The 10,701-nt window shown below is 68.4% G+C and carries 11 protein-coding genes; 4 read left to right on the top strand and 7 right to left on the bottom strand.

The features are described from left to right. Window positions 1–54 precede the first annotated feature (54 nt). The 7 genes from ACZ6SA_RS48990 to ACZ6SA_RS48960 form a co-directional block, all read right to left on the bottom strand. On the bottom strand, window positions 55–1,554 hold the full coding sequence (locus ACZ6SA_RS48990; RefSeq protein WP_465836350.1) for a serine hydrolase domain-containing protein: 1,500 nt from the start codon (window positions 1,552–1,554) through the stop codon (window positions 55–57). 98 nt (window positions 1,555–1,652) lie between these two features. Beyond that, the gene (locus tag ACZ6SA_RS48985; RefSeq protein ID WP_465836348.1) at window positions 1,653–2,297 is read right to left on the bottom strand and encodes a response regulator transcription factor; all 645 of its coding nucleotides are present in this window, start codon (window positions 2,295–2,297) and stop codon (window positions 1,653–1,655) included. Next, window positions 2,288–3,454 carry a sensor histidine kinase gene (locus ACZ6SA_RS48980; RefSeq protein WP_465836346.1) on the bottom strand — a complete coding sequence of 389 codons (1,167 nt, stop codon included), beginning with the start codon at window positions 3,452–3,454 and terminating at the stop codon, window positions 2,288–2,290. The genes ACZ6SA_RS48985 and ACZ6SA_RS48980 overlap by 10 nt, the downstream gene beginning before the upstream one ends. Window positions 3,455–3,562: 108 nt before the next feature. Then, window positions 3,563–3,826: a hypothetical protein gene (locus ACZ6SA_RS48975; protein ID WP_465836344.1), complete on the bottom strand. Its 264-nt coding sequence runs from the start codon at window positions 3,824–3,826 to the stop codon at window positions 3,563–3,565. A 262-nt stretch (window positions 3,827–4,088) separates the two neighbouring features. Continuing rightward, window positions 4,089–4,730 carry a GNAT family N-acetyltransferase gene (locus ACZ6SA_RS48970; protein ID WP_465836342.1) on the bottom strand — a complete coding sequence of 214 codons (642 nt, stop codon included), beginning with the start codon at window positions 4,728–4,730 and terminating at the stop codon, window positions 4,089–4,091. 108 nt (window positions 4,731–4,838) lie between these two features. Beyond that, window positions 4,839–5,582: a TetR/AcrR family transcriptional regulator gene (locus ACZ6SA_RS48965; RefSeq protein WP_465836340.1), complete on the bottom strand. Its 744-nt coding sequence runs from the start codon at window positions 5,580–5,582 to the stop codon at window positions 4,839–4,841. A 98-nt stretch (window positions 5,583–5,680) separates the two neighbouring features. Continuing rightward, window positions 5,681–5,818: a hypothetical protein gene (locus ACZ6SA_RS48960; RefSeq protein ID WP_465836338.1), complete on the bottom strand. Its 138-nt coding sequence runs from the start codon at window positions 5,816–5,818 to the stop codon at window positions 5,681–5,683. A 153-nt stretch (window positions 5,819–5,971) separates the two neighbouring features. Here ACZ6SA_RS48960 and ACZ6SA_RS48955 point away from each other — a divergent pair, with 153 nt between their 5' ends. The 4 genes from ACZ6SA_RS48955 to ACZ6SA_RS48940 form a co-directional block, all read left to right on the top strand. After that, window positions 5,972–7,120 carry a tyrosine-type recombinase/integrase gene (locus ACZ6SA_RS48955; protein WP_465836336.1) on the top strand — a complete coding sequence of 383 codons (1,149 nt, stop codon included), beginning with the start codon at window positions 5,972–5,974 and terminating at the stop codon, window positions 7,118–7,120. Further along, entirely contained in the window at window positions 7,117–9,720 is a 2,604-nt protein-coding gene (locus tag ACZ6SA_RS48950; RefSeq protein ID WP_465836334.1) for a tyrosine-type recombinase/integrase, read from the top strand. The genes ACZ6SA_RS48955 and ACZ6SA_RS48950 overlap by 4 nt, the downstream gene beginning before the upstream one ends. Continuing rightward, window positions 9,720–10,295 carry a DUF6262 family protein gene (locus tag ACZ6SA_RS48945; protein WP_465836332.1) on the top strand — a complete coding sequence of 192 codons (576 nt, stop codon included), beginning with the start codon at window positions 9,720–9,722 and terminating at the stop codon, window positions 10,293–10,295. Before ACZ6SA_RS48950 ends, ACZ6SA_RS48945 begins: the two co-directional genes overlap by 1 nt. Window positions 10,296–10,355: 60 nt before the next feature. Continuing rightward, on the top strand, window positions 10,356–10,701 hold a 346-nt coding region (locus tag ACZ6SA_RS48940), incomplete at its 3' end, for a hypothetical protein (protein WP_465836330.1).

The raw sequence follows: 10,701 nt of genomic DNA, 5'->3' as shown, positions 1-10,701 counted from the left end.
TGGACATGATCGTGTTCTCCCCCGAGATGGTGAATGATCGTTGCAGACTTCGGTCTACGTTTGGTGATCATTTCCACACCTAGAGTGATACCCCCAAGCCGGCTGGCGACGCTGCCGTCGCAGGAGAGCGTGGATGCGGGCGGTGGTGACCATGATCCCGGTCGCTGCGGTCAGGCCGACCGCGGCGAGGAAGGTCGGCCAGATGTGAGACAGCAGGACGAAGGTGACGTCGCGGCCGCCGGTGATCAGTTCCAGGATGCGCGGCAGGAAGGCGAGCACCGGCAACGGCAGCAGATAGGGGACCAGCCGGAGCGTCGTCCTCCAGGGAGCAGCGGTGGCGCGGTGCTGCGCCCAACGTCGCGCTCGACGAGCTTTGAGGGCCCCGCCTGTCGCGATCGAGATCGCGGCGGCGAAGGCTGTCAGGTCGGCGATGAAGGCGAGCGGGAGCGGGGCGCCCGTGCGGGGCGTGCCCTGGGTCAGGGCGATGAGGTCTTCCATGATGGCCTCGACGTCGGCCTCCAGCGGCATGCGGCTGTTGGACATCAGCGCGATGCCGTACCCGCTGCCGGGCAGGAGCACCATGGTGGCCGTGGAGGTGAAGGACGATCCGGGGTGCGTGATCTGCCGGGGCCCGCTGTAGGGGTCGGGATTGTCCCAGCCGAGGGCGTAGTGGCCGTCGGGTGCGCTGGGCTGGTGCAGCTCATGCAGCCCCTTCTTCGACAGGACCGCGCTCGCCGTGCCACGAGTGTGCAGGGCAAGCCAGTTGGCGAGGTCGTCGGCGGTGGTCACGATGCCGGCCGAGCCGGCGACGAACCGGTCGGGCTCCGCGCGCGGCCAGGGGATCCCGAGAAAGCGGTTGTGCCCGTCGATGAGGCCGGGCACCGGGCTCTGCCAGTTGTCGACGGTCACGGTCGAGGTCATCCGCAACGGAGTGAAGACCCGCTGGGTGAGGTATTCGGCGAAGGGCAGCCCGCTCACCACTTCCACCAGCCGGGCGGCGACCCAGTAGTTGGGGTTGTGGTATTCGTGTCGCTGGCCTGGTGGGGTGGCCAGCTTGGCGCGGTGCAGGTCCGCCACGGCCTGGCGCAGGGAGTCCGGCTGGGGTAGGCCAGCCTCGGGGTAGGTGGTATCCGACATGCCGGAGCTGTGGTCGAGCAGCTGGCGAATGGTGATCTGCTCGGCTCTGGGGTCGGCCATTGCGAATTCCGGCAGATGCCGCGCGACGGGGTCATCGAGCCTGAGGTCGCCGGCCTCGGTCAACTGCATCACGGCCAGGGCGGTGAACGACTTCGACAGTGACGCGATCCGCATCGGTGTCCGGCTGGTGACCGGCTCGCCACGCGCGTCATGCCCGTATCCGCCGGTGTGCAGGACGCGCCCGTTCTTGACGAGCGCCACGGCGACGCCGGGCAGGCGAGTAGGGCCGAGGTTGGCCTCCACGACGTCGGCGATCGCGGCCGGGTCTGGCTGCGCCGACGCGGCGGCGGGTGAGACCGGCGAGCCGAGGCAGAACGCCACCACGGCGGCGGCGGTGGTCATGAAGTGCCTTGTCATCAGGTTCACGCGTACTCCTGTGTAGAGGGTCGGAGGGAAGAGGGCAGGGCTGAGCGACCGCGCGGCCCTGCCGGCCGTCCAGTGGTCAGATCCGGGGGTTAGTCGTTGAGGAAGCGCACGATGGCCAGGACCCGGCGGTTGTAGCCGTCGGCGTGCGCGAGGCCGAGCTTGTCGAAGATGGCGTTGGCGTGTTTCTCCACCGCGCTGCGCGACACATGCAGCCGTCCGGCGATCGACTCGTTGGTATGCCCCTGTGCCATCAGGGCGAGCACTTCGTGCTCGCGCACGCTCAGCCGGGCCAGGGATGTGGTGTCGCGTGCACGGTTGAGCAGCCGCCGGACGACCTCCGGGTCGAACGCCGTGCCGCCGTCCGCCACCCGCCGCAGCGCCTCCAGGAAGTCGCCGACCTCGGCCACCCGGTCCTTGAGCAGGTAGCCGACCCCACGTACGCCGCTGTCGACGAGCTGGGCGGTGTAGCGCGTGTCGACGTACTGCGACAACACCAGCACGCCGATCCCCGGGTGCCGGCGCCGCACGGCGAGCGCGGCCCGCAGGCCCTCGCTGGTGAAGGTCGGCGGCATGCGCACATCGGCGATGACGACCTCCGGCTGATGCTCATCACACGCGGCCACCAGCTCTTCCCCGTCGCCGACGGCGGCCACGACCTGGTGGCCGTCCTCGCTCAGCAGCCGGGTCAGGCCCTCGCGCAGCAGCGTGCTGTCTTCGGCCAGGACTATGCGCATGGCAGCTCCGCCCGCAGCGTCGTCGGCCCTCCGGCAGGGCTGTCGAGGTCGAAGCGGCCGTCGTAGGCGGCTACCCGGCGGGCCAGGCCGGACAGGCCGCGGCCGTCGGGGCGGGCGCCGCCGACACCGTCGTCGCTGACACGTACGCGCAACATGCCGGCGGCTTGGCGGACCTCGACTTCAACCCGTTGAGCCTGGCTGTGTTTGAGCGCGTTCGTTACCGCCTCGCAGACCACGAAGTAGGCGACCGTCTCCTGGGCCGGGCCCAGCCGCACCGCAAGGTCGTAGTCCAGGTTGATCGGTACGCTGGAGCGTTCGACGAGCGACTCCAGCGCCGCCGGCAGCCCGCCGTCGTCCAGGGCCACCGGGTAAATCCGCCAGGCCACCTCCCGCAACTCCTCCAGTGCGCGGCGGGATTCCTCCTGCGCCTGACGGAACAGCGCGGCGGCAGTGCCGGAGTCGTCGAGGCGATGGGCGCGGCCGAGCAGCATGCCCAGCGCGACCAGTCGCTGCTGCACGCCGTCGTGCAGGTCCCGCTCAATCCGCCGACGCTCGTCATCGACCGCCTCCAGCACCTCCGCCCGCGTCCGCGACAACTGCTCAACCCGGCGCCGCAACACCTCCTTGTCGCTGGGAGCGAGTCCCCAGACCGCCAGCCGCCGTTCCAGCGCTGCCAAGCCGATCAAGGCCTGCACCGCCAGGAAGACGACGAGGACCACGAACGCCGCCCAGGTGATGGGGTCATACCAGCTCATCTCAGCGCGCTCGCCCGTACCGTCGGACAACGCCCGCCAGCTCACCGCCACCCAGATCCCGACCAGCACCAACACCCCACCACCGAGCCCGCCCACGATGCCCCGCATCGCCACGTACGCCAGCGCACGCCCCCCGGCCAGATCCGGGGCGACGGTGCCGCCCAGCCAGCGATTGACACGGACTCGATCAGCTTCGGCCAGCCGCCCGGCGCCACGGAACGACCAAGGCCGGGTAAACGGCATGGCCAGCAGCGGCAGCGCGATGACGACCCACGCCAGCTCTACCACGGCCATCACCGCCCCGAGCACCAGCCCGACCATGCCACGTACCGCCGCCCACGCCACAACCATGGTCACGCACTCTAGACAGCCGCCCAGCGACAGCACATTGAAGGTTTCCACAAAGCGTGGCCAATCGCGAGCGTCCTGGGTGGGCGACCCATTGCGCTGTACCGGTTCACCTCAAGCCGAGCCGTGGTGCCGGCTTGAGCCGCAGACCCGAGACTGTTATCACACACAGCTATGGCGCCGGCCGCGGTCGTCCACCGGACCATGACCGCCCGCGGCGTAGTGCTCAGGGGTCAGCGCGGCGACCGGATGGCCGGGGCCGGCGACGGCGGTCAGCCGGGTGAGTGTCTCGGGGTAGCCGGCGCGGGTGGTGGCCGCGGTGATGGACTCGAGGAAGCGCTCGACCGCGGCCCCGGTCGTGTCGCCGGTCGTGCCTGCGGCGGCGGAGATCGGGTCGGGCCGGCCGGGGAATGCCACGACGGACACGGGCTGCGCCTCCCTCAAGAGGATGTGACACATAATGTGGCCGAGTCGCCGCCATGGTGGGCCGCGTCCGGCTGAGGACGTGCGCGGCTCACTGAGCCAGCAGCGGGCGTCGGCCGGCCCGTGGTGGCGGGCTGAAGGGCGATCTGGACATGGCGCAGGGTGGCTGCTGGTCGAGGTTGTCGAGCAAGCCGGCGCGATCGAGGGTGTGGCGCGGGCCCCTCCCGCAAGGCCCGAGCAGGTTGCTCGGCCGCAATCGTCGCCTTCAGCGAAGGCTTTTGACCATCGTCTGCTGGTGAACCCGCCTGCCTTCGTGTCGGAGGCCGGGCACCAGCGGTGTCGGGCCGTGCGCGGCGAATCCGGCGCGCTCGAAGAACCGTACGGCGCGGGTGTTCTCGACCAGCGTCTGGAGGTGGCAGCCTGGAGAGCCGGCCGTCTTCAGCCGGTCGAGCCACAGCGCCATCAGTGCGTCGGCGGCGCTGGTCCCGCGCGACTCTGGGGCCACGTTGATGTGCAGGTGCGACGGCCACCGCGCGTCGGTGAAGTCGCCTGCGGTGGGCCTGCGCCGTACCTTCGACACCGCCAGGTCGACCAGGCTGCGCGCGAAGAAGGCCGCGGGTCCGCGCCGGAAGAAGAGTCGGTACTTCCTGATGGCGCTCTCCATGCGCTCACCCTCGCTGGGGAAGGCCGCGCCGTCGACGCAGCCCGCCAGGTAGCCGACCAGAGCGCCGTCGACCGAGGCGACGAACAGCGAGCTCGGCTCGAGGTCCATGTAGGGGTCGAGGTAGATGGCCGCCTCGGACTCCTCGTGCCCCCACAGCGAAGCGGTGGGTGCGCCCTCACCGGCGCGGCCGAACAGCTCGCGCAGCGGGGCGCGGTCGGTCTCGGCGAACTTACGGGCTTCCATGGCCCTCCCTTCTGCGTACACCATACACGCTTCTGCGTATGCCATACGTTTATGGGCTCCTGCAGAGATCTCGATCTCTGGCTGCGTCCTTCACACCGCCGGGCCAGGTCAGCCGAGAGAGCGGATGTGCGCCTCGACACCGTCTAGCGCGCGCTCCAGGCCGAAGACGAAGTGATCGTCAGGAGCTCCCTGGTCGTCGCCGAAGGCACCCTCGTCGAGCGCGGCGCGTAGCCCGGGCAGGCGGCCATCGCCACTCACCCGCCGCAGGAACGGCTCATACTCGCTCCAGCGCCGCTGGCTGCCGGGGTCGGTGTCGAGCATGATCGCCGCGGTGATGCTCACGTGGCTCCACACGTGCCCGCTGATCAGCAGCTGGGTGGCGAGCTTGGCGCTCGCGGGCAGGCCGGTGTCCTGGAGGATCTGCAGGAACTGGTCGAGCCAGGCGAGCTGATTGGGGGTGGCGGGCGGCCCTTTGGGCATCAGCAGGTGGACCGTCCAGGGGTGGGCGAGGATCGCCGCGCGCATCGAGGTGGCCCACATTTCCAGGCCTCGCCGCCAGCCGAGGCCTTCAGGCAGCGGCGGAGGTGGGCCGACGGCGGCGTCCAGCATCAGCGTGAGCAACTCGTCCTTGGTGGCCAGGTAGCGGTAGAGCGCCATGGTCGAGCTGCCCAGCTCGTTGCCCACGCGGCTCATCGAGACCGCGTCGAGGCCGTCCTCGTCGGCGACCTTCACGGCCGCGGAGACGATGCGCTCCAGGGTCAGTCCGCGCTTCGGCCCCTTGGGGGGACGTTCGCGCAGGCCCCAGGCCGCTTCGATGCTCGCAGGGAACGCCTCGTCACTCTCGCCGTCCATCCTGGCAGTCTACTGACTGGCGCGTATGTCATACGCAGAAGAGGCGCCCGCTCCCGAGGCAGCCGTGAGCCCGCGCCCAGCGCAGGCCACCCCCAAGATCAACCGCTTGCGCCATCTCCCGCAGGGAGATGGCGGCGGGCCTGCCAGGGCGTCAGCCCCAGCTCGCGCAGTTGCGCGGGCCGCAGCGGCCGCCAGCCGCCGATGTCGAGTTTGGCCAGTTCCGCCTCGACGTCCACTTAACAGATCGCTATCTTCGCTGTGCGTGACGTGTGGCGTGGCGGTCTGTGTTCTCGTGCCATCACCGTTAACCTCCTGGTCATTGAACGTGTGACACGTGCTGGGCGGTCGGGGGACGCGTGGGGCGGAAGCTTGTCATTGGCGATCTGAGGGTGCAGGAGCTGGAGCATCGCTCTGGCCGGATCTCGTACACGATCCTCGCGGCGGACGGCTCGGTATGCCGGTTGCCCGATGGGTTTTTGCGGACGTGCGCGGGCGGGATCGACCGGACGTACGCCTATCTGTTGGTGGACCACCTGCGGTGGCTGGTGTCGGAGGGATTGACGCCCGAGTCCGTGGCGATGCGGGATCTCGAGCGCTACATGGGCGCGGTGGGCGCCGAGTATCGCGGGCCCTATGGCAACCCGTGGCGGGTGGGCAAACGACCGTACTCGCAGAGCTCGCTCGACGCGGCCGCGGCCTGCTTGAAGCGGTTCTACTGCTATCTCGGCTCCCACGGCGAGAACCAGGGCCTGGCCGAGGAATTCACGCGAAAAGGAGCCCGGCTGCCGACGAAGGCCGACCGGCGGCGACTGTTCCTCGGGCACGTGGTCCAGGAGATGGCAGCTAACCCGCTGCGGCCGGCCAGGGCAGTACGCCGACGGCACCCGAAGATGCCGCCCGATGGCGCGCGAACTACGTTGCTGGACCACCTGGGGTCAGCCCGGGATCGGATGACGGTGACCTGGCTGGCGGACGGCGGCTTTCGGATCGGCGAGTTCTGCGGCTTGCACCTGGTCGACCTCCACCTGCGCGAGGGAGCTGAGTGCGGTGACTGCAGGCCACCACACGTTCACATCTGCCATCGGGACACCAATCGGAACCGAAGCCGGGCGAAAGCCAAACCACCTTGGACGATCCGGAACGGCGTGGTGCACGGAGGGCTGGTTCGCCGGGCAAGCCCGGCGATGATCCACACCTACTTCGAGTACATGACCACGGAGTATCCGCACAACAAGGATCATGGGATGCTCCTGGTTCAGCTGCACGGATCCGGCAAGGGCCGGCCATGGTCGATGGCGGGCGCCCGGGCGATGCTGAATCGAGCCGGGATCCGGCTCGGCCTCGGCAAGGTCAATCCCCACGCGTGGCGGCATCTCTTTGCCACCAATGTCCTGGATGCCTCCGACGGCGACACCCTGATCGCCCGCGACGCCGGCGGATGGTCGTCAGCGACGACCGTCGAACAGATCTATGGTCACACCGATCTCCACGCCCCCAAGTTCACCGCCGCGCTCGACCGAGTCTGGGAGCGGCCATGACTATCGAACTGCAACTCGTCGACCCCGGTGCTCCAAGCCGGATCAAGCGGGACCGGCTGGAAGTGCTGACAGCCTTGATCGACGGTCCCGGCTTCGACCCGGCCTATCGACCTGATCACATCGTGATCGCACCCGACCACGCCGTCTACGCCTGGCAGTGCAGCGTTGACCAGTGCGATCGGATCCGCCGTTGGGGCCAGCTGATCTGCTCGACGCACTACTACGAGTGGAAGAGCAGTGGGCTGGGCCGGGCGAGGTTCATCCAGACGGCGCGGCCGCTGCAGCCCCGCAAGGGAGTCGATCTCGGCTCGTGCCGCATCTGCGCCGATCTGCCCGCGCAGACCGTCACGACGCGGCTCTGCAAGTATCACGGCGTGCGGTGGCGGCGGTTTCAGCGAGCGCATCCCGAGGCCGGCTTCGAGGAGTGGAAGGCCGACGCCACGACCTTCGCTGGGTTCGGCCCTTGCCGCATCAACGCCTGCCCCTACAACGCCGCCTTCCCGATCGGATTGTGTGAACCCCACCAGGATCGCTACTACCGAGCAGGACGGCCTGGTGGAGCAGCAGCGCCGACCGCGTGGCGGCGCGGCTTCGAGCAGCTGGGCGATCCGGTTGCGATCAGCTACGAGGACGAGGCCGCGTTTCTACGGTGGTGTTCAGACGAGGACCCGATCAGCAAACCGGGCTTCATCAACCTGGCCGGTCTCCATCCGCTGCTCAAGGCCGAGATCAAGTGGGGGTTGAACGGCCACGCCCAGATGAAGCATCGCGCGAACTGGGAAGTGGGAACGGTTCAGAGGCTGGCCAATCGCTGCCGGAAGCTGAAGCTGACCTCGCTTGCGGACTTCACCTCCACCCGGGAGGGCGGGCGATCCCGCAAGGACTTCGATTCCTTCACCGGGGCGCTGATTCTTGAGATCGCCGATGGGCTGCGCCGCATCTACTACAGCCCGGAGGACACCAAGGACGCCGGTTTCATCGAGACTGAGCACTTCGGCCGCCGGTTCCCCAACACCCAAAGCCACTTCGACCTGGCCGGCGTTCCGCAGCGCTGGCTTCGCGACCTGCTCTGGGAACATCTGGCCAGGGTGCTGCGCTCGGCGCAGTGCCCCAGGTCCCGGGGTCCGTTCGACTCGGCGCGACGCGCGATCATCGAGCTCGGCGCCTTCCTGGCGATCGACGCTCCTCAGGGCGGCCACGAACCGGCGCTTTTGCGCTCCGAGCACGCCGAGAGGTTCGCCGCCGACCTGCTGAACCGGGAACGGCACGGGCTGCCGTCGCTGGGGCTCGTCCGCGGCAACGGGGAGCCTTCGATCGTCACCTTCGGCACCCGCCGGCTGACGTTCACCCACGCTCGCAAGGTCATGTTCGAGGCGCTGAGCTGTGGCGAGTCCGACAAGGTCGGGTTGTCTCGCTCCTTCATCGTCGCCCTGCCTTCAGGCGGCAAGGACCGCAAGGTCGCCCGGAACCCCTTCACCGACGATGTCGCCCGCGCCTTGGCCGACGAGGCCAATCTTCAGTTGCTCGCTGGCACCTGGGACCCTAACGACCGAGGGCTACGCGACATCTGGGAGACGATCGTGGCGACCGGCCGCCGCTGCAGCGAGGTCGTCAAGCTCTCCCTCGACTGCATCGGCCGCTACCGAGGTCTGCCGATGCTCTGGCATGACCAGACCAAGGTCGGCAATTACAACGCGGGCATCCGGATCCCGGAATTCCTCTATGACCGGCTCGAAGACCGCCGAGCCAAGACCCTCGTGGTCTTCGAGGACCGTTTTGGCCGTCCTCCCAGCGCGGAGGAGCGGAAGTCCCTCGTGCTGTTCCCCAATGCCGTTCGCAACCCGGACGGCACCAAGTCGATCTCCTATGGCCACTTCAGCAGGTGCTTCAAGGAGTGGGTGGACAGCCTGGATCTCGGCGGGAATGTCATCCACCAAGCTCGTCACACTCTGGCGACCAAGCTCCTGGCCGCGGGCGCGAGCCTTGCTCACATCAAGCGTTACCTGGGACAAGTCAGTGAGCGCATGGCGGAGCACTACGTCAAAGTCTCCCATTCCGATCTCGATGACATCCTCAACACGGTCTGGGTCGCCGGGCCCGGCGCAGCCAACCCCGGCGAACATCTGGCCGGCACCGGCACCACGCCACTCACCCAGCACGAGGCGATGGCCCTCGCCTTGGACCTCAGCCGCCGCAGCACCCCCACCGAAGGTGGCTTCTGCATCTACCAGCCCGTCGTCAACGGCGACGCCTGCCCCTGGAACAGAGACTGCACTAACTGCGACAAGTTCGTCCTGTCCGGCGGCGATCTCCTCTACTGGCGACGCAAGCAGGAACAATGGCGATCCCTCGCCGAGCGGGCACCGACCGACGAGATGGCCGACTGGCTGCACCAGGTCTTCGAACCGACCGCCCGCGCCATCGAGGGCTTGGAGAAGGCCCTGGCCGGCCTCGGCCTCCTCGACCAGGCACTCACCCTCGACCTGCGCCGTCCCCAGGACTACTACCAGCGGATCTGGGCGATCAACTTCCGCGCGACCGACCTGGCAGAGGCCGCCGAGGCAGCTCACGAACGCGCCTTCGCCGAGGAGGCATCCTGATGAGCACGCCCAGCTCGCGGACGGAGAACGCCAACCACGCCCGCCAGCGTGCCATCAAGACGATGCTGGAGCAGTTGGAGGCGACGCTGCGGCAGATGCAACGGGAACGCGCCCTGATCACCATCGCGGCCGCCGCCCGCAGAGCGCGGGTCTCGCGCAGCTTCATCTACCAGAATCCTCAGGCCCGCCAACTGGTCGCGCAAGCGGCAAAGGCCACCGCCGAGACCCGCGCGGACGACGTCGCGCACAAAGCCGAGCAGGTCGAGGCCGCCTGGAAGGACAGGGCCCTGAACGCCGAGGACGGCATCAAGGCCGCTCGCGCCGAAATCGTCGCCCAACGCGGCCAGATAGGTCAGCTCCTGGCCCGCCTGCGCGATTACGAAACCGACCTCCCCGATGACGCCCACGGCCGGCTCCTCGCGGAGAACACCACTCTCAAGCAGAAGGTCCGCCACCTCACCGACGAAACCCGGACCCTGAACGAACGGCTTCAAGCCGCCCGCTCCAACGGCCGATTCGCCGACCGGCGCATCGCCGAACTCGAAGCTCAGCTGCTCGAAGGCCTCGGCTCCTGAGCGGGTAGTGAGTCGTACTTATCTCTGCACACCAACCAGTACGCCAGCACCAGGAGAACCATGAGAGCCCTCACAATCAGCCTGGATGGTCAGGTGACTGAGGTCCACCTGCCCAAGCGGGGACGGACCGTCGCAGCAATCCGCGGCCTCATCGCCGCTGCGGCGGTTGAGCCGCTGACTGTTACCAGTCGCTGGAACATGTGGGCGGATGAAAACGGCCACGCCGACAACCAGCCCCTCAACACCTGCGCCACCGCCCTCGCTCACCAGCACAGCATCCGTTTCCGCCTGCTCGGGCCGATCGTCATCACTGAATGCTTTTCATCCAGCCTCACGGAGCTGAAGGACGAGGATCGCTTTGACGAGCTGACCTGCGAGAAGTGGGCAGCAGCGGAGTTTGCGCAGG

It is taken from the genome of Nonomuraea sp. NPDC049378, from assembly GCF_055586745.1.
The sequence above is the reverse complement of the archived record's forward strand: the minus strand, read 5'-3'. Positions and strand labels throughout refer to the sequence as shown.

Bases quoted from the DNA above. Each gene is read 5' to 3' on its own strand.
- ACZ6SA_RS48990 (WP_465836350.1), bottom strand. From the start codon at position 1,554: ATGACAAGGCACTTCATGACCACCGCCGCCGCCGTGGTGGCGTTCTGC.
- ACZ6SA_RS48985 (WP_465836348.1), bottom strand. From the start codon at position 2,297: ATGCGCATAGTCCTGGCCGAAGACAGCACGCTGCTGCGCGAGGGCCTG.
- ACZ6SA_RS48970 (WP_465836342.1), bottom strand. From the start codon at position 4,730: ATGGAAGCCCGTAAGTTCGCCGAGACCGACCGCGCCCCGCTGCGCGAG.
- ACZ6SA_RS48965 (WP_465836340.1), bottom strand. From the start codon at position 5,582: ATGGACGGCGAGAGTGACGAGGCGTTCCCTGCGAGCATCGAAGCGGCC.
- ACZ6SA_RS48950 (WP_465836334.1), top strand. From the start codon at position 7,117: ATGACTATCGAACTGCAACTCGTCGACCCCGGTGCTCCAAGCCGGATC.
- ACZ6SA_RS48945 (WP_465836332.1), top strand. From the start codon at position 9,720: ATGAGCACGCCCAGCTCGCGGACGGAGAACGCCAACCACGCCCGCCAG.